Here is a 22,210-nt window from a genome sequence, read left to right as displayed (position 1 = left end):
TGGCTTTTTAAAATGGCTTGGCGTGATGCAAAAGCAAGTAGAGTACGTCTGCTACTCTTTATGTCGTCCATTATTTTGGGGATTGCCGCTGTAGTTTCTATTCAGTTGTTTAGCCAGAATCTTAAAGACAATATCCAGTTACAATCCAAAGCCTTAATGGGTGCCGATTTTATAATTGATAGCGAGCAAATTCCGAATGAACGAGCGCAGGCGATTATTGATTCTTTAAAACCTGATGCTTCAGAAGTAAACTTTGTGTCTATGATTGCCTTTCCGAAGAATGGCGGCACCAAATTAGTAGGTGTTCGAGGGTTAAAAGGCAAATTCCCATTCTATGGTATAATAGATACCGAACCCGCTTCTGCCGCGTTAAACTACCAAGAAAATGGAGGTGCTTTAGTAGATGCGACCCTAATGCTACAATACGATATACAACCTGGTGATTCTATTAAAATAGGGGAGATCACCTTGCCAATTGTGGGTGCTTTAAAATCCATTCCTGGTAGTACAGCCATGTCTGCATCTGTAGCGCCACCGATTGTCATTCCGTATCGATATCTCGAACAGACTCAGCTGTTACAATTTGGAAGCAGGAAAAAATATCAGTTTTTTTATAAAGCGCCATTAGTAGACTTAGTCCTATTAGATGAACAACTAGGTACTATGTTGGATGCAGAAAACGCCGATTTAGACACGCATATAAGTACGGGTCAACAATTAGGAAGTCGGTATGATAATGTGAGTAAGTTTCTTAATCTAGCAGCATTTATTGCCTTGTTATTGGGTTGTGTTGGGATTGCAAGCTCCGTAAATATTTACATTAAGGAAAAATTAAAAGCGGTAGCTGTATTAAAATGTATGGGAGCTACAAGAAGACAAAGTTTCTTGATTTTTCTCATACAAATTTCAGGAATAGGAATTATTGGCGGTATAATTGGTACTAGTATTGGCGCGGGGCTACAGGAACTATTTCCCTATATATTAAAAGAATTCTTACCCTTTGATGTTGATATAAGTATTACAGCACACCCGCTGATTATGGGTGTGTTACTTGGTTTTCTTATGTCGGTATTGTTTGCATTATTGCCTCTAATGCGCACCTGGTATGTATCACCTTTGGAAGTGCTACGCATTGGAGGAGTTCCCTTAGAAAAACCAAAGAAAGCGCGGTTTGTAGTTTTTGCAGTGATCGTCTTGTTCTTATATCTATTTTCGTTTTGGTTATTGGAGGATGCGATATTTTCACTTGCATTTGTAATCGGTATATTGATAACCTTTGCCATTTTAGCGGGTATTGCAGTAGTATCAATGAAAGCTGTGAAAGCCTATTTCCCTAAACGGGCAGGTTTTACCATACGACAAAGTTTATTAAACTTATTTCGACCTAATAATCAAACGGTAGTATTAATAGTAGCCATTGGTTTAGGTACCTTTTTAATAAGCACCTTGTATTTTACCAAGGACATTTTATTAGCCAAAACAGAGGTGGGTCAGACTTCTGAAAATCCAAATATCATCACATTAGATGTGCAAAATGGCCAGCTAGATGCTATTGTAAAAACAATTGAATCTAACAACTTAGAAGTAATCGATAATATTCCTTTGGTAACCATGCGAATGCATAGTATTAATAGAAAATTGGTGAATACCCTGCGGAATGACACGACAAGTCAAGTAAGAAGCTGGCTCTTAAATCACGAATTTAGAACCACCTATCGCGAAGCGCTTATAGCTTCCGAAGAGATTATGGAGGGGGAGTGGACTTCTATATTGAAATCAGATGAACCGATTAAAATTTCAATTTCAGATAACCTAGCGGCCGACGCCAAAGTAGCTGTTGGAGATCCTATTATTTTCAATGTGCAAGGAGTGCTTATGGAAACCACTGTTGGTAGTATTCGAAAAGTAGATTGGGGACGCTTACAACTTAATTTTTCGATTGTGTTTCCAAAAGGGGTCTTAGAAAAGGCACCACAGTTTAATGTATTAACCACCTATGTGCCGAATGACGAAAGTTCAGCAGGCTTACAACGTGATTTGGTTGCGAAATTTCCAAATGTGACGATTATTGATCTTAGGCAGATGTATAACATCGTAGAAGATATATTAGGCAAGGTCTCTTGGATTATCAATTTTATGGCTTTCTTTAGTATTCTTACCGGTATTATTGTGTTGATGGGGTCTGTAAGGAATAGTAAATACCAACGCATCAAGGAAAGTGTATTGCTTAGAACCTTGGGCGCTAAAAACTCTCAAATATTACAAATATCTGCTTTAGAATATTTGTTTTTAGGAATTTTAGGTAGTTTAGTAGGAATCTTGTTGGCATTAGTAAGCAGCTTACTATTAGCTATATTGGTTTTTAAAGAACCGTTTATACCTTCTGTGATTCCATTTTTGGTGTTTTTACCTGGGATTTCACTCTTGGTATTGGGGATTGGATTAAGCAATATTCGGTCTGTTTTAAAAAGTTCACCATTAGAGGTATTGCGAAGAGAAGTATAATGGAAATAAATCCAGTTGCTATTAGAAGCTAGAAATGGAATAATAGTATTGAATAATCAGATAGAAAGAGAACATCATGCAACTTAATATAGAAGATAGATTTACGAAAGAATTACCAGCAGATTCAGTTCTTGACAATTCAAGAAGACAGGTAAAAGAGGCTTGTTTCTCTTATGTTAGCCCTAAAAAAACGAAAACACCTGAAATGTTGCATGTTTCTCCAGAGATGTTTTCGGCTTTAGGTTTATCTGAAGAAGATGCAAAAAGTAAAGAATTCCTAAATGTATTTACAGGTAATAGTCAATTGCCGAATACCACACCCTATGCGATGTGCTATGGCGGACATCAATTTGGTAATTGGGCAGGACAATTAGGAGATGGTCGAGCTATTAATTTAGCCGAAGTTAAACATGATAATAAACACTGGACCTTACAATTAAAAGGAGCAGGGGAAACACCTTATTCCCGTACCGCAGATGGTTTAGCCGTTTTGAGGTCTTCTGTTCGAGAGTATTTGTGTAGCGAGGCAATGTATCATTTAGGAGTTCCAACCACCAGAGCGCTGTCCATAGCACTTTCTGGAGATGAGGTATTGAGAGATATGTTATACGATGGAAATGCAGCCTATGAAAAAGGAGCAATCGTTTGCAGAGTCTCGGAAAGTTTTTTACGCTTTGGAAATTATCAACTATTGGCAGCAAGACAGGATGAAGAAACATTAAAAACACTGGTAGATTATACAATTAAACATCATTTTTCGCATTTAGGAAAGCCTTCTAAAGAAACCTATTTACAGTTTTTTGAAACGGTTTTAAATAATACCCTAGAAATGATTATTCATTGGCAACGTGTTGGTTTTGTGCATGGGGTGATGAACACAGATAATATGTCCATACTTGGACAAACGATCGATTATGGACCTTACGGTTGGCTGGAAGGCTATGATCATAATTGGACTCCAAATACTACAGACAGTCAATTTAAACGCTATCGATATGGAGCACAATTGGAGATTGGTCTTTGGAATTTGTTTCAGTTGGCAAATGCTATCTATCCACTAATTGGAGAAACAGAAGGCTTAGAAGGTCTTTTACATTCCTATCATGAGAAAGCAGAAAGGCAGAATTTAAGCATGATGCGAAGCAAATTAGGCTTGTTTTCAGAAGAAAAAAGTGATGCCATATTAATTGTAAACTTAGAAGAGACCCTGCAATTAACAGAAACGGATATGACTATTTTCTTTAGAAATTTAAGTGATTTCTCTTCGGAAAAACCTTCAGAAGGATTGCGTATCGTAAAGGATGCTTTTTATGTATTAACTGAAGTTTCAGATTCCATAAAACAACAATGGAATTCTTGGTTTATGCAGTATGCTGAACGTTTACAGAAAGAAGATGCTACTTCCGAAGAACGAAAAGAGAACATGAATCATGTAAATCCTAAGTATGTATTCCGTAATTATATGGCGCAATTAGCTATAGATGATGCTGATAAAGGCGATTATAAGTTAATTGATGAATTATTTCAATTGCTTAGAAAACCATATAATGAACAACCAGAAAACGAGAAATGGTTTGTTAAACGTCCCGATTGGGCAAGACATAAAGCAGGCTGTTCTATGTTGTCCTGTAGTTCTTAAAACTCCTATTCCATCATATATTATAAAATTTTAGTTCTACAATTGTAGTTGAAAACTTATTTTGTTTAATTATTTGTTAAATAAGTTAAACAGACATGTATTCATTGTATATTTGTAAGGTATTTATAAAAATAACTTATTATGAGAAAAATTAAAGTATTGAGTCTAATGTTAATTGCAGGAATTGTATTCACTTCTTGTGGTCAAGGAACAAAAGAAACTACAAAAGAAGTAGCAAAGAAATCAACTGAAGCAGATGTTGTTAAAGAAGTTGTTGAACAAGCGACACCAAATATCGTAGGTGTAGCAGTAGGTAACGAAGCTTTTTCTACACTAGTAGCTGCTGTTAAGGCTGCAGGTCTAGTTGAAATACTAAGCGGTGAAGGTCCATTTACAGTATTTGCACCCACAAACGATGCTTTTGCAAAATTACCAGAAGGAACTGTAGCAAGTCTATTATTACCAGAGAGTAAAGATGCATTAACAGGTATTTTGACTTATCATGTAGTATCAGGAAAATTTGAAGCTGCAGCGGTAATAGAAGCGATTAAAAATAACGATGGAAAGTTTACAGTAACAACAGTTCAAGGAGGAAGTATTGATTTATCTCTTATGGATGGTAAGGTTATTTTAACTGATGCCAACGGAGGAATGTCTACGGTTGTTATTGCCGATGTACAAGCATCTAACGGTGTAATTCATGCACTAGATACAGTGGTTATGCCTAAATAATTAGCGCTAACACTGATTTATAGAAAGAAAGCCATTACAGAACGTAATGGCTTTTTTTATTTCTAAAATCTTCTTTTATATTTTTCCTCTTACATAGTTCAGATTCAAATAGGTGAAAACCCTCTACACTAAAGGGTGAAAACCCTATTGATTTATCTCTTTATTAAATTAATTTAGTAGCTATTTAATTATTAATACTAAATATGTTGCGCAGGATAACTGCCGCAAATAACCATTAAAAAATAATGATGAAACGGTTTAAAATTTGATAATTAGTTCATATATTAATTACTAGACTTTGAAACTAACAATAATTTTTTATTCCTATCACCCTAAATTTCTTCATAAACAAATTCATAATTCCTCTATAAGTAATTGACCTTATATACTTAATCGAGTCTCATTCATCGAATTGTCTAAAACAATAGCTGCACGGAGAGTTTATATTTTAGATGATATAAATGCATTAAACCTATTGTATTAGTACTAGCATTCCATATTTAAACACCTTTAAAAATAGCTATAAACAAATAAAAAAAATATAATTGCACAAATAGGTGGATTTGTTATTAAATGGCACTATCTTTGCAAAATAACAAGTATTAATAATTAAATTACATTACAATGAGTAAAGGAACAGTAAAATTTTTCAACGACGCTAAAGGTTTTGGATTCATCACTGAAGAAGGAGTTGAAAAAGACCACTTTGTACACATTTCTGGATTAATCGACGAGATTAGAGAAGGCGATGAAGTTACATTTGACCTTCAAGAAGGAAACAAAGGATTAAACGCAGTAAACGTAAAAGTGAACTAAACATATATCTTTATATTTCGAAGAAAGCCCGTCCTAACCGACGGGCTTTTTTATTAGCTTATTTTTCGAACTAAATCAATTAATTAAGAGTACTTTCGCGCCTTGTAAAAAAATACAGGATTATGAAACGCATCAACGAGTACAAGAAATTATTTGGAGTAGAAAAAGATATCGATCTTAAACTACTTAAAAGAAGCTACCGAAATCTGGTAAAAGAATGGCATCCAGATAAATTTCAAGACGATGATGCATTAAAGCAAGAAGCTGAAGTACAAAGCCGTACTATTATAGATGGCTATCACTTCTTGGTAAGTATGGCACCAGAAACCAAAGAAAAAAACTTACCTGAATATACCGAAACAATTACGAATGCAGGTATAGAAGATTATAAGCATAAAGGGCTTTTACTAGAAATTAGCTACACCGATGGTACTACCTACGAATATTTTGGAGTAACAAAACCCATCTACCTTAAAATGATCAATAGCGGAAACTTGAATCGTTTTGCAAAACGTAGCATCTACCCAAAATTTACCTACCGTAAATCTAAAAAAACCAGAGAAGAAGCGCATGCTTAATTGTGCTTGTCATCCTGAACTCGTTTAAGGATCCACAACATAGTTATCATAAAAATGGTCTCCTTGTCAAACACGGAAAGACAAGTTCTTGTCAAAACTAATTGCACTATAAACAATAAGCCCTTTCCAATGTTGGAAAGGGCTTATTTCATTATAATAAAATTTATTATACTATTTCTCTAAACGTTTACCGATCATTTCACGTCCGCCTTGAAAAAGCGTCATACTATCTACATCGCCAGTATCATTCTTATTAAAGACCAATTGTGCATTCACAACTTTTAAATAAAATTCAGTATCAGATTTCGGAAATATATCAAATACATCTTGTCCTGTAGCTTGCGTTTTTAATTGGTTTCCTTCTTTGGTAACCGTAAGTGTAAACCCTGGCTGAAGTTCGTAAACACCTATATATATTTCTAAAATAGCATCAGATACTTTTACATCTTTTACCAAATCGATTACATCATCACCTAATTTCTTTAAAAAATCGATTCCGTTTTGGTTATTCGGGTTTAATTCTACCGACTTTCTATAATTTTTAATGGCAAGATCTTTTTTTCCTAATTTCATTAAACTTTCCCCATAACTATCATAGGCATTAGAAGAGGTAGGATTTTCTTCAATAATAAGTTGAAATATTTTAGAGGCTTCTTCTACTTTTTCTGAACCCATAAGTTGATACCCTACATTATTCATCTCCCTTTCACTTAAGCTATACGTTTCATCATCTTTAATGCTATTAAAATGTGATATACCAGCATCAATACCTTTTTCTTCAATAACAGCCATTACCGCATCAGCAACTGACTTTTTAGGCATATCGTATGTTTTTCCATGCATAATACCTCGAATGGCTCTTGTCATGTCGTTTAGTGGAGCTCCACCTGTATTATTTAGAAGCACTATCAAAGATTTATTTGAAGTTGCTCTAGAAATATTAGTATTAAAACCGTTAATTCCACCACCATGTCCAATAGTATAAATGCTATCGGTAGAGGTTCCTATTTTTTCATAACCAACAGCCCAGCCATACGCATAATCAGCGTTACCGAAAGCAGATATATACGATTTAAAGTACATCGCCATATATTCTTTTGATAAAATAGTCGTGGTATATAAAGCTTGATCCCATTTATATAAATCTTCCACAGTTGAATACATAGAACCCGCGGCATAAGGAATAGTCATATCTAAATACCTAGAGTTTATATACGCTCCGCCTTCTTTTTCGTAGCCTGTAGCTCTATTTTTTAAAATATCACCATGATTATCATATCCTGTTTCTTTCATATTTAAAGGAGTAAAAATTTTATCTTCAAGCATTTGTTCATAGCTTTTCCCAGATAATTTTTCAACTATAACACCGAGAAGAAAATACCCAGAATTACTATAACTAAATTTTTCGCCAGGTGTAAAATCTAATTCCTTTCCATCAAACTTTTTTACAAAATCTGAGGGAGTATATGGAGTACGACTTTCATCTGCCATAAACTTAGGAAAAGAAGTATAATTTGGTATTCCCGAAGTATGGGTAAGTAAATGGTGACTTGTGATTATATCGCCCGCAGCTTTTGGATAGTCTGGTAGGTAAGTAGTAATAGGTGCTTGTAAATCTAATTTTCCCTCAGCGGCTAATTGTAAAATAAGCATTGCTGTAAATTGTTTGGTGATAGAGCCTAAACGATGTTTTGTATTGGCTTTGTTTGAAATATCCCATTCCATATTTGCCATACCAAATCCTTTCTTATAAATAATTTTTCCTTGATCTGATACTAAAACAGAGCCATTAAACTTACCGTACTCTTGATAAGTATTGATAAGTTCATCAATTTGCTCCACTTTCGTTTGAGCAAAACTCATTACACTGATTGATAATAAAAAAAGCATTAGAATGCCTTTTTTGAAGAATGAATGGTTTGAATTTGATTTCATAATTGGTTTTTTGATTGATTTTTTGATTGTTGTTAATTTCTAAATTACTAGGGTTTGACGATTTATTAACACAATAAGTTACAAAATAAACCAATAATTATCACAATTATCTTATAATGAGTTATTTGTTACTGAAATTGATTAGCTAGGGTGAATCTTCGATTTCAGGATAAATCATTTAGAAATGAACTAATCAATAAATTTTGATATATTTAAAAAGTTGAAACCCATAAAATGAATTATAAATACTCAAAAGCGCCTTTGCAGGGCAACTTGATATTAACAGACTTTAATTGTGCATCATTCGAATCTAGATTAGGAGAAGGAGACTTTTATAAAATTATCTGGGTTAAGGATAATGATATTAGTATCGGCGTCGATGGTTATACAATGCCATTAAAAAAAGATTCTATTTTATTTTGTACACCACTTAATATGATTCAAATTGAACCATTTTTAAAAGGTGTTACCTCTTTAATCTTTGATCGAGAATTTTATTGTATTAGAGATCATGACCATGAGGTGTCTTGTAATGGATTTTTATTTAATGGCTCTTCTGCTCCGACCATGGTGGCATTATCTGAAAAAGAACGAAAAAGTTTTGAATCACATTTTATGCTTCTTGAAGAAGAGTTTGAAAATGTCGATCATATCCAGGGTGAAATGCTTCGAGTACTTCTTAAAAGATTGATTATAAAATCGGTAAGGCTTCTAAAGAAAACAATTATTGACCCAACAATAGAACAATCGAAACTTGATATTATTAGGCAATTTAATTTACTGGTAGAGGAGCACTTTAAAGAGAAGCATAAAGTTTCCGAATACGCTGATTTACTAAACAAATCTCCAAAAACTTTGTCCAATCTATTTTCTAAGTTCAATAATAAGACACCTTTGCAAGTTATTAATGACCGTATTGTTTTAGAAGCAAAAAAACTTTTGTTACTTTCAGAAAAACCTTCAAAAGAAATTGCATTTGGTTTAGGCTTTTCTGAAGCTGCTCATTTCTCAAAATTTTTCAAAAACCAAGTTGGTGTTTCACCCATTCATTTCAAAAAAACACTTTAAATATTTATTAAATTTGTTTTTAGTCTTTTTAAGGAAAAAAGTACAATTCATTAGGTAATTCATACATCTTAGTTACCCTATTAGAATGGTACATTTGTACTATTAATAATTATAACTAAAGAAAGGAACCAATTTTATGCTTACTTGGAAAGAAGTGATTAGCTTTTCCGTAAAAGGAAATCCAACACCAGACAGGCGTGTTGAAAAAACAGAGAATGAATGGAGAGCTGAATTAACGCCAGGACAATTCAGAATAACAAGACAAAAGGGAACAGAAAGTCCTCATACTGGAGCGCTTTGTAGTATTTATGATGAAGGGCAATACAATTGTATTTGTTGTAATACCCCATTGTTCGATTCTACTATTAAATTCGACTCAGGGTCAGGCTGGCCAAGCTTTACACAGCCAATTAAGGAAAATGCTATAAAATACAAAAGAGATACAGCCTTTGGTATGGTACGCGTAGAAGTTATGTGTAATACCTGTGAGGCACATTTAGGGCATATATTTCCCGATGGCCCAGAACCCAGTGGTTTACGCTATTGTATAAATTCAGAGTCTATGCAACTCGAACAAAAAATAAATATTAAATAAATTTAAATATGATAGAGATACTACTTTACGGAGCCGATTGGTGCCCAGATTGCAGAAGAGCAAAAGCCTACTTGCAAGAAAACAACATAGAGTATACATTTGTTGACGTAGATTTAGATAAAGAGGCTACGGCAAGGGTGGAGGCTATAAATAATGGTAAACGTATTATTCCAACTATCATTATAGAAGGCAAATTTTATACTAATCCAGACAATGTTAAGCTTGCATCTCTATTAGGAATAAATGAAACTGGAACGCTTCAGTTATTTGGTGCCGATTGGTGTCCGGATTGCAGAAGAGCAAAAAGCTTTTTAAGGGATAATGGTATTAATTTTCAATTTATCGATGTCGACAAACACGATTGGGCAACTCAAAAAGTTGAAGAAATTAATAAAGGAAAACGAATTATTCCAACGATATTATTAGATGGAATTGCATATACTAATCCGGATAATATAAAATTAACTGAACTTTTGTCTATCAATGTAGAAAAGGAACATAAAATTTTCGATACGGTCATTATAGGAGGAGGAGCTGCAGGTTTAACAACTTCTATTTATGCACAACGAGATCGATTTGATTCCTTAATTCTTGAAAAATCTACTATTGGCGGAAATGCATTTTTAACTGAAAAAATTGAAAATTACCCTGGGTTTCAAACCATTTCAGGCCCGAAATTAATGGAGAAAATGGAAGAGCAAGCCAAAACTTATGGAGCTGTTATTAAGACAGGCGAAGAGGTTATAGCTATAGAAAAGCAAAATGATTTGTTTTCAATAAAAACAAAAAGTACTTCCTACTTGGGAAAAACAATTGTTCTATCTACAGGTTCAACCTATAGAAAATTAGGCATTCCAAATGAAGAAGAACTCATAGGTTCAGGAATTCATTTTTGTGCTACTTGCGATGGTGCTTTTTACAGGGACAGAGATATAATTGTAGTAGGAGGTGGAAATTCTGCATTGGAAGAAGGTATCTTTTTAGCAGGTTTTGTTAAGAGTGTAAAAATTATACATCGTTCAGAAAAATTTACTGCTTCGGAAACTTATGTAGAAAAGCTTAAAACAATTGATAATATTTCAACATTTATGAATAAAACTTCTTTAGAGTTTATTTCAGATGAAAATGAAAATTTTAAAGGCTTAAAAATAAAAGATAATGCTACAAATGAAGAATCTGTGTTAGAATCAGATGGCGTATTCATTTTTATTGGACTCATACCAAACACTCAGTCTTTTAAAAATTTCGTAGCACTTGATTCTAATGGATTTATTCAGACCTCTGGATTAGCTGAAACCTCCGTAAAAGGAATATTTGCCGCTGGAGATTGCAGGGAAGGCGCAATTGCTCAAGTTGCTGCGGCAACAGGCGAAGGCGTTTTAGCGAGTTATGGAATTAGAAATTATTTAAAATAAACACACTCATTTATAAAAAGGAAAGGAGAATTATAATGTCAAATAATGTAGAACAAAAACAAGTGTTTAAAGCACCAGAATTTAATGTTAATCAATGGATTGATGCTAAAGGAAACAAGACAGAATCTTTAAAATTATCAGACTTTGACGGTAAATTTAAGGTGTTATATTGTTTTCAAAGTTGGTGTCCAGGTTGCCATAGTAAAGGTTTACCAGATTTAAAGGAAATGGTTGATGCATTAAAAGAAAATGATACGGTGGTGTTTTTGGCGGTACAAACTGTTTTTGAAGGCTATGACGAGAACACTTTTGAGAAGATAGCAGAAACTCAACAAAAATATGATTTACAAATACCATTTGGTCACGATGCAGGAGACGATGGGAAATCACGTTCCAATATTATGACAAATTATCAAACAGGTGGTACCCCCTGGTTTTTGTTTATTGATACACATGATAATGTGGTGTTTAGTGACTTTCATTTAAATCCGATTGTTGCAATCGAATTTTTAAAAACACTTTCCTAATGGATGTAATTCCAATTATAAAATTATACGGGGCAACTGGGTGTCATAAATCGAATTATTATAGACTTTTGTTGGATAAAACGAAATTGCCATATCAATTTTTGGATGTAGAAAGCAATGAATCCTATGCCGAAGAATTGCGTAGTCTTTATGAAAATAGAAAACTTAATTTCCCAACTATAACGATTGGTAAAAAGAAGTTGAGAAATCCCTATAAAGAAGAATTAGAAAAGTGGTTAAATAAATTAATTCCGAGTAGATTAACGAAACTATAAAATAGCACTCATTTAAAGATACATAATTAAACATAAAATTTATTAATATGAAAAAGGAACCACAATTTTTAGAAAATGGTAAAGCGCTTAAAGGGCATGATCCTTTAAGTGTATATGATGGAATAACAACTATGGGAAATGAAAACATTAACTCTTCCTATAAAGATGCTATCTACCAGTTTAAATCTATCGAGAACAAGAAGACGTTCGATATGACTCCAGAAAAGTATGCACCTAAATATGGTGGTTATTGTTCTATTGCAATTAGTGAAGGAAGTCTTGTCCCAGCAAATCCGCATAGTGCTTTAGTTCAAAATGGAGCCTTGCATGTTTTTTACAAAGATGAAGAAGAAGACACAAAAGACGAGTGGAATATAAATCCTATTGAAAATAAAAAACGAGCTGAAATTGAATGGGGAAAACTCATATAATATTAAAATTAATAATTAAAAAATTATACAAATGAAAAATCACAAAAAAGTATATATAGCAGGAGGTTGTTTTTGGGGAATGGAAGACCTTTTTAGAGTAAGGCCAGGTATTGTAGATACAGAAGTTGGATACCTTGGCGGAATTAATGACAACCCAACCTATGCAAATCATCCTGGACATGCCGAAGGTATTGAAATAACCTATAATACAGAGGAAACATCATTTAAACATATTTTAGATTATTTCTTTAGAATTCACAATCCAACAACGGTTGATCAACAAGGAAATGATGTAGGATCAAGCTATCGATCTGCAATATTTTTTCAGAATGAAGAAGAGAAAAAAGACGCTGAAGAAATCATTAAAATAGTAAATGACTCCGGACGATGGGAAGCTAATGCTGCGACAACTTTAGAACCCTATTCAACATTTTGGGTAGCAGAACCTAATCATCAAGATTACTTAGTAAGAAAACCAAATGGGTATACTTGTCACTTTGAAAGATTTGGTGCTTTTATTTAGAATCTTTTGCTAACAGTTTAAAGGTTAAGTCGTTTAATTTTCTTAAAGAGATTTAATAAAATTAAAATCCTTTAGAATAAATGCAGATCTTTATTGTCAAGAAAGAAAACAATTATTTGGAATTGAAACTGAAGAATTATGAACTGGTACTTACCTATAACAATTATTCCTGGTTTAGGAATGTTAATTTTATCGACTGTAACTCAAATGCTAAGTTTAAGTGCAGAAATAAATAATCTTGTGTCTCAAAAATGCACGCAATTTCAACATGAAATTTCAGCACGTAAAATAGGGCAATTAGGCTTGTTAACTAGAGCAAACGCCATGTTGTATTTAGCAACAGGAAGTTATGTGCTATCAGGTATTTTAGGAGTTATTTTTGAAAGTGAATCAAAAATAAATATTCCAAGCATCACATTATATGTTGGAACTATCTTTGTTTTTATTTCTATTACATTACTAATAATTTATGCCTTTCGAGCTGTAAAAATTAGAAAAGATCAGTTTGTTAATAATCAGAAAAACATGAATTAGATGAATAAAATTGATTTTAATTAATTCTCCTTTATTCCATACATTTGAGATCATAACAAATACTTCATTATGACACTAAAACAGGCATTATATCTGATTATATTTTTAATTGCTTTCCCAGTACTATCCCAAGAAGAAAATCCTTCGGAAACCTTTTGGAATGTCTTAAAATCACATTGCGGTAAAGCCTTTGAAGGAATATTGGTATTGCCAGAAGAAGATGAGGCCTTTGGAGGAAAGAAACTGCTTATGCACGTTAGAGGGTGTAGTGATAATGAGATGAAAATCCCTTTCTATGTTGGGGAAGATAAATCACGAACTTGGATTCTAACAATGGATCAAGGTATAATTACACTAAAACACGACCACCGCCACGAAGATGGAACCGAAAATGAGATTAACTTTTATGGAGGTACCGCGAGTAATGTTGGTAAAGCAGACATCCAGTTTTTCCCTGCAGATGTTCATACACAAGAAATAATACCTGCCGCAGCGACGAATGTATGGTGGATCACCATTGACGAAAAAGCATTTACCTATAATTTAAAAAGATTAGGGACTGATCGTATTTTTAAAGTGGTGATGGATCTTACTAAATCTGTTCCTGAACCTGAGGCTCCTTGGGGTTGGAAGGATTAAAGTTTAGATTTTTTCGAGCTATATTTTTTAAAACTACTTAGATATATTTTCAATTACATTTCTGTAATTTCTTTTTAAAAAGTAAATTGCAGGAATCATCTATTCATTAGAAAACCTATAAAACAAAACCAATTAACACAAGAATGAAAAAAGCCCTATTATTTCTGTTTTTGCTTTGTGGTTTTACTCTTTTTTCACAAGAAGAAGTAACACTAAAAAATAAAATAAAAGGAAAACTAATAAATAATTACACAGGTACGGTTTTAATTAAAACGAAAGCTGCAGTGTATGGAATAAACCCTGATAATCAACAAATAGCTTGGAAAAATGAAGCACTTAAAAAAATTGATTTCTTTTCTTATAAGGAAATTCCTTTTACACCCTATATTCTTTTTGAAAAGAAGCCATTAATTAACTCTAGTCTGCTCTCAAATGCTTTTGGAGCTAAAGGTGTTTCTAGGGTTCTTTTTAATGTAACGACTGGAAAAATATTGTTTAATTCAGAAAAAGAAGACTTTGTAGCTGTAAATAATACCTTATTAATACCAAAACTGAAGGCAGTATTAGTCGACGGTATAAAGAATGATGAGTTGGAGATTGGCTTATATAATTATGAAACAGGAAATAAGCTATGGGAAACCAAATTAACTCAAAACAATTTTTATAAACGAGTAAAAGGGTCTTTGTTTGATAAAGAACAAATTTTATTAGATACGGATCAGAATATTATTTGGTTGAAAAACAGGCATTTATTGAAAATAGATCGCAAAACAGGAACCATAGCTTTTGAACAAAATGGGGTGCAATCAATCACATTAAATAAAGATACCTTGTTTGTATTTTCAAATAGTATCAAGTTAAAAAAACTTAATAATGAAACGGCAATTTCTGCGCTATCAGTTCAATCTATGACCGAGGTTTGGAAAACACCAGTAACCATTTTAGGAAACCTTGTTGAAACAGTTATCGATACCGATAGATTGATTGCCATTACTTCCAAAGGATTCAATATTATCAATACTGAAACGGGAGAAAAACATTGGGAAAAATCAGAGTCATTGCCTCTTATTAAAAAAATAACTCCAGTAATCGACGGGTATTTAGTAGTACAAGAAAAGTTTTTAACTAAGGTAAATACCGAAGGTAAAAAAGTCTGGGAAAATCCAGTAAGAATAGGCTATTCCAGTAGCGAAACTCCTATTCATATTTTCAGTAATGAATCGCATGCAATGTATCTAACACCTTCTTTTGTAAATGTGGTTACTCTTGAAGATGGCACCAAAATATGGGCAGAAGATTTAATCCTAAATGATGCTGATTTTTTTAGTAGAAACCTCAAGCTGGATGAGCAAAACTATCAAGTGTGGTACGATGAAACCCAAGAACAATTTCCAGTGTATAATGATAATGAGCTGTATATTTTCAATAGTAAAGCAACAGAAACACCTTCGTCACTATATACGTTCGATTTTGGACGAGAAGCTCCAGCTTTAAAAATACGAGAGAATGGTTATTTTTTACATCAGAACAATAGGTTTTATTTGTTCGAGACTTCAGGAGATTTAATATATAAAAAGGAATATGCTTCCATCCAAGAAAAAGCGTTTTTCAACAATACCTTGTATTGGGGTAGGCGTGGATTAAGCACCTATAAAGCTGGGGTCGGCTTTGTTTCAAATCAAATAAACGAAACGGCAAAAAGTGTATTGATTTCGCAAGATATTGGCTTTGCTACAGGTACTGTTTCTAGTTTATATGGTACTTACAATGATTATAAAAGCAGCAGGGATAAATATAAAACCTTAAATTCATTGGGCTTAGGCAGTAATCTTGAAAATATTTTTAACCGCTTAAAAAAAGAACAAGAAGATAATAACACAATGATTATTGTTGTGCCTAATAGCGAAGACGAAACAAACCAAATTTTACGTTTGGATATTGATTCAGGAAAAGAAGAAAACATTATGGTAACAACGAATAATCAATCTGATTTTATAATAGATCAAATAGAGGAAATTATATATTCCTTTGGAAAGAAAACAATTGTTATCACAAAAATATAGACTGGACATCCATTGAATTAGTTATGACTAAATAAACTATGAGTTTTACACTTTTATCATCCCCTTTACAAGGTTTTACCGATTTTCGTTTTAGGAATGCACAAAACAAATATTTTGGTGGTATCGATACTTTTTATGCGCCTTATATTCGTTTAAATGGTAAAATGAAAGTTAAATCCTCCTACGAACGTGATTTATTGCCAGAACACAATACTACCTTAGAAGTGATACCGCAAGTAATTACAAATGATGCTGAAGAGTTTTTATTTGTTGCTAAATACGTGCAACAGTTTGGTTATAAAGAACTTAATTGGAATTTAGGCTGTCCATATCCAATGGTTACAAATCGTGGAATGGGTTCAGGTTTAATCTGTGATCCAAATAAAATAGATGCCATATTACAACGCGCTCACAGTGAAACTGATATTTTGGTCTCTATGAAGATGAGAATGGGCTACGAAAACAGTGAAGAAATACTACACACTTTTCCTATTCTAGATAAATATCCACTAAAAAACATTGCTATCCATGCCCGTATTGGAAAACAATTGTACAAAGGAGGTGTTGATTTAGAGGCATTTCAAAAATGTATAGATGTAGCAAAACACAAACTATATTATAATGGCGATATAACGAATGTAGAACAGTTTAAAAAAATGCAAGAGCGTTTCCCTAGTATTGATCATTTTATGATTGGTCGTGGCTTAATTGCTGATCCGTTTTTGCCAAGTATGATAAAAAATAATACGTCTGAATATCCTAAGAATCGTTGGGAATTGTTTGAAGCATTTCATAACGAAATTTACCAACAATACGATGCTGCTTTATCTGGTCCAACCCCTATAAAAATGAAGATGTTAGGTTTTTGGGAATACTTTTCACGTTCTTTTTCCAATCCACAAAAAACCTATAAAAAGATCAAAAAAGCAACCAATCCTATACGATATCAACAGGCTGTAAAAGAAATATTAAACAGCGAGAAATCAATATAGTTGATTCATAAATTCAAAAATTGGTAGTTAGCTAAAAAAGGGACACTGTACATTTTCTTAAGTCCAACTAATTTATTTAAACGTATATCGTTGCTCTGCTGTTGAGGATGCGTTTAGTAATTGATTAAATATTCTAACGGTATTAAAATCGCGAGTAATTTCTTCAGATACCGCAATTCCAGGTATACCCGTTTCTAATATTGCTGTAACATCTTTTGTAGTGATGCCTCCAAAACCAATAATAGGCGTTTCAGTTTTCAAGGCTTCTATTATTGCGGTAAACCCATTTAAACCTAATAGGGTAGGTGCAATATCTTTGGTTGATACAAACCTAAAAGGGCCTAAAGCTATATAATCGACTTCTTTATCAATTAATGTTTCGCAATCTTGCAAGGTATTTGCAGTTCCGCCAATAATTTGCCAAGTGTATATATGTTTTCTAGCAACAGTAGGGCAGGAGCCTGTTTTTTCTAAATGTACACCATCTGCTTTAACTTCTTTTGCTATTTTATAATGATCGTTAATTAGTAATCTGGTTTGAAAAAGCGATGTGATTTCTCTAGCTTCAATTGCACATTTTAAATAGTTTTTTTCTGAAACATTTTTCAAACGTAATTGCACTAATTCTGAACCAGATGAACAGGCATTTTGGATATTTTCCAGGTGTTCTTTTGGAGAACTTCCTTGAGATATATAATGTAGTTTGGGGATCATCGTGTCTTTGTTTTTTATTAGGGAATTATAGCAAATAAGAACGTATAAATCAGGCAGTGATTATTCTTGAGTGTTCCATAAAATAAGACTCAAAACGTTTTAGTTTTGGATTCATTTTTTCTGAATATAATACATACTGGCATTTTTTAACACTTTCAGAAATAGACATTAACGCTGCATATGCTGATTGTTGAACTAGAAACTCAGCGTCGTCGATACTAAACATCATTAATTGAGAAGTATTTACTCCATTTAATAAAAACAACTTATTCAATGTCTTGGGAGTGGAAATAAGAATATCTACACCCACAAAAATTTCTGATCGTTGCATATCAATATGTAGATGTTCATGGCTTGCATACACTCGTAAGGAATTATATTTAGCAAATGATGAAAATGCATCATATAACTCCAAGGCTCTATCTTTATTTTCTACAAGAATTATAGCCCTTGGAGCATTTCCCACTACTTCACATTTTAATTTTTGCAAGGTAGTAAGTATAAGCGTGGTTGTTTTCCCACTACCTTTTGAAGCCGTACAAAAGACATTCGCACCACTTTTTATTACAGGAATACTTTTACGTTGAAAAGATGTAGGTGTTATTATTTCTAGAGATTCTAGTTTTTCTTGTATATCGGGATGTAATTTTTTAAAAGGCATAAGAATTAAAAAGGTAAAATTTAGCGTAATAGTCAAAATTACTACGGCAAATATACTACTAAATGGACGGAATTATTTTTTATCGAGTAATTACTAGTAGTAAACTACTGTGTAATGTGAATAGCTGACTATTAAGTCTCCCTCAAATAATTCAGCTTTGAATTATTAACCTAACTAATTTTTATTATTAAAATAATCTCTGTAGTTTTGTCACTGATTAAGAAATCAAATAATGAATTTTAAACAACTACATCATCATCATTTTCATACTAGCCCTCAGGCGAGCAGGAGATGATATATGTATAAATCAATAATATTTCAAAACCCGTCTGAGTAAATCAGACGGGTTTTTTGTTTTATATAATCACCTTAAAAGTTTACTCAGACTTATAATTAAAAAAATGAGTAAACTAAAAATTGCAGTTCAAAAAAGCGGAAGATTAAATCAAGACTCCCTTCAACTACTTAAAGATTGTGGTATCTCTATCGATAATGGGAAAGACCAACTAAAAGTTACAGCTCCAAATTTTCCTTTGGAAATTCTTTATTTGAGAAATTCAGATATACCTCAATACCTAGAGGATGGAGTTGTAGATATCGCAATTATTGGCGAAAACCTTCTAATTGAGAAACAAAATGATCTAGATATAGTTGAGAAGCTAGGTTTTTCAAAGTGCAAGGTCTCTCTTGCTGTACCAAAGGAAGTAGAAGATGATTCATTGAGTTATTTTGAAGGCAAGAAAATCGCGACATCTTATCCAAACACATTAAACAACTTCCTAGAAGCAAATAATATTAATGCTGAAATACACACCATTTCTGGTTCAGTAGAAATAGCACCAAATATTGGCTTAGCAGATGGTATTTGTGATATTGTAAGTTCAGGAAGTACACTGTTTAAAAATGGATTAAGAGAAACAAAAGTGATTCTTAGATCGGAAGCAGTATTGGCAAAATCTCCTAATATTAAAATAGAGCAAGAACAGATTTTAGAAAAATTGCTTTTTAGAATGAAAGCAGTGTTAAGGGCAAAAAATACTAAGTATGTATTAATGAATTTACCCAACTCAAAAATTGCTGAAGTAAGTAAAATTCTCCCTGTTTTAAAAAGCCCAACAGTGTTACCCTTAGCAGAAGAAGGCTGGAGTTCATTACATAGTGTAATTGATGAAACCAAATTATGGGATGTTATTGATAAATTAAAAAATGCTGGAGCTGAAGGTATTCTGATTGTTCCAATAGATAAAATGGTGTTATAATGAAAGTATTTAAAAACATAAATCAAGAAAAATGGGAAGCCTTAACAGAACGACAAACTATTAATAAGGACAACCTTAACCAAACTGTTCAGGCAATACTAAATGATGTTAGGTTAAATGGCGATAAAGCGCTTAAATCATATTCAAAAAGATTTGATAAAGTTGATTTAAAAACGTTTTTAGTTTCCAAATCAGAAATTGACAGCGCCAATCAACTCGTAACTGATGAACTGAAACAAGCAATTAATATTGCAAAACAGAATATTGAAGCCTTTCACAAGGCTCAATTTGTAGATGAGGCTATTATAGAAACAACAAAAGGTGTTCAATGCTGGAGAAAAGCTGTTGGTATAGAAAAAGTAGGGCTTTATATTCCTGGAGGTTCAGCACCTCTATTTTCTACCGTATTAATGCTTGGTATTCCTGCAATACTTGCAAATTGTAAAGAAGTAATACTATGCACTCCAGCTAATAAACAAGGAAAAGTAAGCCCAGCAATAGTATATACCGCTAATTTAATTGGAATAAGTAAAATATATAAAATTGGAGGAGCGCAAGCTATTGCTGCAATGGCTTTCGGTACAGAAACCGTTCCTCAAATGTATAAGATTTTTGGACCTGGAAATCAGTTTGTTACTAAAGCGAAAGAGTTGATTCAACAAAGTGGAATTGCTATTGATATGCCAGCCGGACCGAGTGAAGTTTTAATTATAGCGGATACCACTGGAAACCCAGCATACATTGCTGCAGATCTACTATCGCAAGCCGAACATGGAGCTGACAGTCAAGTGATATTGTTATCAGACAAGGAAACGGTGTTAACTCAAAGTTTAATTGAACTCGAAAAACAAGTTGTTGAATTACCAAGGGCTGAAATAGCGAAAAAAGCATTATTAAATAGCAAAGCTATCCTTTTAAAGAATATCAATGATTGTATAAAGTTTAGCAATTTATATGCACCAGAGCACTTAATTATTGCATCAGATTCAGCATCAGACTATATAGATGACATCGTAAATGCTGGTTCTGTATTTCTTGGTAATTATAGTTGTGAAAGTGCAGGAGATTATGCAAGTGGAACCAACCATACTTTACCAACAAATGGCTTTGCACGAAGTTATAGCGGCGTATCCTTAGAAAGTTTTCAGAAAAAAATCACGTTTCAGAAATTAAGTATAGAAGGAATAAAAGCAATTGGCCCTTCAATAGAAATAATGGCAGAAGCTGAAGAATTATTTGCTCACAAAAATGCTGTAACCATAAGATTAAAAGATGTAAACAATGTTTAATATAGAAAATATAACCCGAAAAAATGTGTTTAAGTTAGCTCCGTATAGTTCAGCAAGACAGGAATTTACAGGAGAGGCAAGTATTTGGTTGGATGCAAATGAAAATCCATTTGAAACTGAAATCAATCGGTATCCTGATCCTAATCAAACAGCATTTAAAACAGAGATATCTGCCCTTAAAAACATCTCTATGAACCAAATTTTTATTGGAAATGGAAGTGATGAAGCAATCGATTTATTGTTTAGAGCATTTTGCGAACCAGGAGAAGATAAGTCTTACATCTTTCCACCAACGTACGGTATGTATGAAGTTTCAGCTACTATAAATAACGTTGAAACGGTTAAAATAAACCTTACAACTGATTTTAAAATCCCTGAATGTTCAGATATTTTAAAAGTAATTGACTCAAAAGGCTTGCTGTTTATCTGCTCGCCCAACAACCCAACAGGAAATGTATATTCTTTAGCAAGAATTAAAGAAATTGCTTCAAAGTTTAAAGGGGTAGTAGTGGTAGACGAAGCCTACATAGATTTTTCAAAAACAGAAAGCGCCATTTCATTACTTGAAGAAGTACCGAATCTAGTTGTACTACAAACTATGAGTAAAGCCTATGGTGTTGCAGGTTTACGATTAGGAATGGCCTTTGCAAACGAACAATTTATTACTGTTTTAAACAAAATAAAGCCACCATACAATGTAAACTCGTTGAGTCAGATTGAAGGTTTAAAAACACTGAAGAACAGAAATAAAGTATTGGAACAAATTGACCTATTAAATTCAGAAAAGGATATTCTGATTGAACTATTATCGCAAATTCCTTCAGTTAACAAAGTATATCCTTCAGAAGCTAACTTCTTGTTGGTTGAATTTAAAGATTCAGAAAAGATATTTATAACACTAAGATCCAAAGGAATAATTATTAGGAATAGATCCTCACAAATTAAAAACTGTTTAAGAATAACAGTGGGTTCACCTGAACAAAACAAGGTATTAATTAAGGCAATTAAAGAGATTTAAAG

22 protein-coding genes are annotated in these 22,210 nt (G+C 33.0%); 19 read left to right on the top strand and 3 right to left on the bottom strand.

Going from position 1 to position 22,210, the window contains the following annotated elements:
* Positions 1-12: 12 nt before the first annotated feature.
* From ABXT64_RS12305 to ABXT64_RS12285, 5 genes are all read left to right on the top strand, one after another.
* Positions 13-2,505 (top strand): ABC transporter permease, encoded by a 2,493-nt coding sequence (locus tag ABXT64_RS12305; protein ID WP_443634974.1) that lies wholly within the window; start codon positions 13-15, stop codon positions 2,503-2,505.
* A 76-nt stretch (positions 2,506-2,581) separates the two neighbouring features.
* On the top strand, positions 2,582-4,144 hold the full coding sequence (locus tag ABXT64_RS12300; RefSeq protein ID WP_443633232.1) for a protein adenylyltransferase SelO: 1,563 nt from the start codon (positions 2,582-2,584) through the stop codon (positions 4,142-4,144).
* A 141-nt stretch (positions 4,145-4,285) separates the two neighbouring features.
* On the top strand, positions 4,286-4,876 hold the full coding sequence (locus ABXT64_RS12295) for a fasciclin domain-containing protein (RefSeq protein ID WP_443633231.1): 591 nt from the start codon (positions 4,286-4,288) through the stop codon (positions 4,874-4,876).
* A gap of 624 nt (positions 4,877-5,500) precedes the next feature.
* Positions 5,501-5,692: a cold-shock protein gene (locus ABXT64_RS12290; RefSeq protein ID WP_443633230.1), complete on the top strand. Its 192-nt coding sequence runs from the start codon at positions 5,501-5,503 to the stop codon at positions 5,690-5,692.
* Between the two features lie 122 nt (positions 5,693-5,814).
* Positions 5,815-6,270: a KTSC domain-containing protein gene (locus ABXT64_RS12285; protein WP_443633229.1), complete on the top strand. Its 456-nt coding sequence runs from the start codon at positions 5,815-5,817 to the stop codon at positions 6,268-6,270.
* Between the two features lie 171 nt (positions 6,271-6,441).
* Here the strand turns inward: ABXT64_RS12285 and ABXT64_RS12280 are convergent, their stop codons facing one another.
* Positions 6,442-8,205, bottom strand: coding sequence for a serine hydrolase (locus ABXT64_RS12280; protein WP_443633228.1), 1,764 nt, complete (start codon positions 8,203-8,205; stop codon positions 6,442-6,444).
* 234 nt (positions 8,206-8,439) lie between these two features.
* Here ABXT64_RS12280 and ABXT64_RS12275 point away from each other — a divergent pair, with 234 nt between their 5' ends.
* From ABXT64_RS12275 to ABXT64_RS12225, 11 genes are all read left to right on the top strand, one after another.
* Positions 8,440-9,273, top strand: coding sequence for a helix-turn-helix domain-containing protein (locus tag ABXT64_RS12275; RefSeq protein ID WP_443633227.1), 834 nt, complete (start codon positions 8,440-8,442; stop codon positions 9,271-9,273).
* A gap of 136 nt (positions 9,274-9,409) precedes the next feature.
* Positions 9,410-9,868, top strand: coding sequence for a peptide-methionine (R)-S-oxide reductase MsrB (gene msrB, locus ABXT64_RS12270; RefSeq protein ID WP_443633226.1), 459 nt, complete (start codon positions 9,410-9,412; stop codon positions 9,866-9,868).
* Between the two features lie 8 nt (positions 9,869-9,876).
* A complete protein-coding gene (locus ABXT64_RS12265; protein WP_443633225.1) occupies positions 9,877-11,283 on the top strand; it encodes an FAD-dependent oxidoreductase in 1,407 nt (468 codons plus the stop codon).
* Positions 11,284-11,318: 35 nt separating this feature from the next.
* A complete protein-coding gene (locus tag ABXT64_RS12260; RefSeq protein ID WP_443633224.1) occupies positions 11,319-11,810 on the top strand; it encodes a peroxiredoxin family protein in 492 nt (163 codons plus the stop codon).
* Positions 11,810-12,085: a glutaredoxin family protein gene (locus tag ABXT64_RS12255; RefSeq protein ID WP_443633223.1), complete on the top strand. Its 276-nt coding sequence runs from the start codon at positions 11,810-11,812 to the stop codon at positions 12,083-12,085. The genes ABXT64_RS12260 and ABXT64_RS12255 overlap by 1 nt, the downstream gene beginning before the upstream one ends.
* Before the next feature lie 47 nt (positions 12,086-12,132).
* Complete coding sequence (locus tag ABXT64_RS12250; RefSeq protein WP_443633222.1) at positions 12,133-12,516, top strand: YHS domain-containing (seleno)protein; 384 nt, start codon at positions 12,133-12,135, stop codon at positions 12,514-12,516.
* A 31-nt stretch (positions 12,517-12,547) separates the two neighbouring features.
* Positions 12,548-13,039 carry a peptide-methionine (S)-S-oxide reductase MsrA gene (gene msrA, locus ABXT64_RS12245; protein ID WP_443633221.1) on the top strand — a complete coding sequence of 164 codons (492 nt, stop codon included), beginning with the start codon at positions 12,548-12,550 and terminating at the stop codon, positions 13,037-13,039.
* Positions 13,040-13,177: 138 nt separating this feature from the next.
* Entirely contained in the window at positions 13,178-13,573 is a 396-nt protein-coding gene (locus ABXT64_RS12240) for a hypothetical protein (protein WP_443633220.1), read from the top strand.
* Between the two features lie 69 nt (positions 13,574-13,642).
* On the top strand, positions 13,643-14,212 hold the full coding sequence (locus ABXT64_RS12235; protein WP_443633219.1) for a hypothetical protein: 570 nt from the start codon (positions 13,643-13,645) through the stop codon (positions 14,210-14,212).
* Positions 14,213-14,355: 143 nt separating this feature from the next.
* Positions 14,356-16,275, top strand: a complete 1,920-nt coding sequence (locus ABXT64_RS12230) for an outer membrane protein assembly factor BamB family protein (protein ID WP_443633218.1) — start codon at positions 14,356-14,358, stop codon at positions 16,273-16,275.
* Positions 16,276-16,313: 38 nt separating this feature from the next.
* A complete protein-coding gene (locus ABXT64_RS12225; RefSeq protein WP_443633217.1) occupies positions 16,314-17,267 on the top strand; it encodes a tRNA dihydrouridine synthase in 954 nt (317 codons plus the stop codon).
* A 72-nt stretch (positions 17,268-17,339) separates the two neighbouring features.
* Here ABXT64_RS12225 and ABXT64_RS12220 read toward each other — a convergent pair whose 3' ends face one another.
* Both ABXT64_RS12220 and ABXT64_RS12215 read right to left on the bottom strand, forming a co-directional pair.
* Positions 17,340-17,981 (bottom strand): thiamine phosphate synthase, encoded by a 642-nt coding sequence (locus ABXT64_RS12220; protein ID WP_443633216.1) that lies wholly within the window; start codon positions 17,979-17,981, stop codon positions 17,340-17,342.
* 49 nt (positions 17,982-18,030) lie between these two features.
* Complete coding sequence (locus ABXT64_RS12215) at positions 18,031-18,642, bottom strand: DEAD/DEAH box helicase (protein WP_443633215.1); 612 nt, start codon at positions 18,640-18,642, stop codon at positions 18,031-18,033.
* 401 nt (positions 18,643-19,043) lie between these two features.
* Here ABXT64_RS12215 and hisG point away from each other — a divergent pair, with 401 nt between their 5' ends.
* Genes hisG through hisC form a run of 3 tightly spaced genes read left to right on the top strand, consistent with a single transcriptional unit; the run spans position 19,044 to position 22,208 of the window.
* Positions 19,044-19,901 (top strand): ATP phosphoribosyltransferase, encoded by an 858-nt coding sequence (gene hisG / locus ABXT64_RS12210; RefSeq protein ID WP_443633214.1) that lies wholly within the window; start codon positions 19,044-19,046, stop codon positions 19,899-19,901.
* Entirely contained in the window at positions 19,901-21,190 is a 1,290-nt protein-coding gene (gene hisD / locus ABXT64_RS12205; RefSeq protein ID WP_443633213.1) for a histidinol dehydrogenase, read from the top strand. The genes hisG and hisD overlap by 1 nt, the downstream gene beginning before the upstream one ends.
* Positions 21,183-22,208 (top strand): histidinol-phosphate transaminase, encoded by a 1,026-nt coding sequence (gene hisC, locus ABXT64_RS12200; RefSeq protein ID WP_443633212.1) that lies wholly within the window; start codon positions 21,183-21,185, stop codon positions 22,206-22,208. Before hisD ends, hisC begins: the two co-directional genes overlap by 8 nt.
* Positions 22,209-22,210 lie beyond the last annotated feature (2 nt).

It is taken from the genome of Candidatus Marifrigoribacter sp. Uisw_064, assembly GCF_047730175.1.
Classification (GTDB): Bacteria; Bacteroidota; Bacteroidia; order Flavobacteriales; family Flavobacteriaceae; genus Marifrigoribacter.
This window is presented reverse-complemented; position numbering and strand designations above follow the sequence as displayed.

What these genes read in the sequence shown, in the direction of transcription:
- ABXT64_RS12305 (WP_443634974.1), top strand. Translation starts at nt 13, where the DNA reads ATGGCTTGGCGTGATGCAAAAGCAAGTAGAGTACGTCTGCTACTCTTT.
- ABXT64_RS12300 (WP_443633232.1), top strand. Translation starts at nt 2,582, where the DNA reads ATGCAACTTAATATAGAAGATAGATTTACGAAAGAATTACCAGCAGAT.
- ABXT64_RS12295 (WP_443633231.1), top strand. Translation starts at nt 4,286, where the DNA reads ATGAGAAAAATTAAAGTATTGAGTCTAATGTTAATTGCAGGAATTGTA.
- ABXT64_RS12290 (WP_443633230.1), top strand. Translation starts at nt 5,501, where the DNA reads ATGAGTAAAGGAACAGTAAAATTTTTCAACGACGCTAAAGGTTTTGGA.
- ABXT64_RS12285 (WP_443633229.1), top strand. Translation starts at nt 5,815, where the DNA reads ATGAAACGCATCAACGAGTACAAGAAATTATTTGGAGTAGAAAAAGAT.
- ABXT64_RS12280 (WP_443633228.1), bottom strand. Translation starts at nt 8,205, where the DNA reads ATGAAATCAAATTCAAACCATTCATTCTTCAAAAAAGGCATTCTAATG.
- ABXT64_RS12275 (WP_443633227.1), top strand. Translation starts at nt 8,440, where the DNA reads ATGAATTATAAATACTCAAAAGCGCCTTTGCAGGGCAACTTGATATTA.
- msrB (WP_443633226.1), top strand. Translation starts at nt 9,410, where the DNA reads ATGCTTACTTGGAAAGAAGTGATTAGCTTTTCCGTAAAAGGAAATCCA.
- ABXT64_RS12265 (WP_443633225.1), top strand. Translation starts at nt 9,877, where the DNA reads ATGATAGAGATACTACTTTACGGAGCCGATTGGTGCCCAGATTGCAGA.
- ABXT64_RS12260 (WP_443633224.1), top strand. Translation starts at nt 11,319, where the DNA reads ATGTCAAATAATGTAGAACAAAAACAAGTGTTTAAAGCACCAGAATTT.
- ABXT64_RS12255 (WP_443633223.1), top strand. Translation starts at nt 11,810, where the DNA reads ATGGATGTAATTCCAATTATAAAATTATACGGGGCAACTGGGTGTCAT.
- ABXT64_RS12250 (WP_443633222.1), top strand. Translation starts at nt 12,133, where the DNA reads ATGAAAAAGGAACCACAATTTTTAGAAAATGGTAAAGCGCTTAAAGGG.
- msrA (WP_443633221.1), top strand. Translation starts at nt 12,548, where the DNA reads ATGAAAAATCACAAAAAAGTATATATAGCAGGAGGTTGTTTTTGGGGA.
- ABXT64_RS12240 (WP_443633220.1), top strand. Translation starts at nt 13,178, where the DNA reads ATGAACTGGTACTTACCTATAACAATTATTCCTGGTTTAGGAATGTTA.
- ABXT64_RS12235 (WP_443633219.1), top strand. Translation starts at nt 13,643, where the DNA reads ATGACACTAAAACAGGCATTATATCTGATTATATTTTTAATTGCTTTC.
- ABXT64_RS12230 (WP_443633218.1), top strand. Translation starts at nt 14,356, where the DNA reads ATGAAAAAAGCCCTATTATTTCTGTTTTTGCTTTGTGGTTTTACTCTT.
- ABXT64_RS12225 (WP_443633217.1), top strand. Translation starts at nt 16,314, where the DNA reads ATGAGTTTTACACTTTTATCATCCCCTTTACAAGGTTTTACCGATTTT.
- ABXT64_RS12220 (WP_443633216.1), bottom strand. Translation starts at nt 17,981, where the DNA reads ATGATCCCCAAACTACATTATATATCTCAAGGAAGTTCTCCAAAAGAA.
- ABXT64_RS12215 (WP_443633215.1), bottom strand. Translation starts at nt 18,642, where the DNA reads ATGCCTTTTAAAAAATTACATCCCGATATACAAGAAAAACTAGAATCT.
- hisG (WP_443633214.1), top strand. Translation starts at nt 19,044, where the DNA reads ATGAGTAAACTAAAAATTGCAGTTCAAAAAAGCGGAAGATTAAATCAA.
- hisD (WP_443633213.1), top strand. Translation starts at nt 19,901, where the DNA reads ATGAAAGTATTTAAAAACATAAATCAAGAAAAATGGGAAGCCTTAACA.
- hisC (WP_443633212.1), top strand. Translation starts at nt 21,183, where the DNA reads ATGTTTAATATAGAAAATATAACCCGAAAAAATGTGTTTAAGTTAGCT.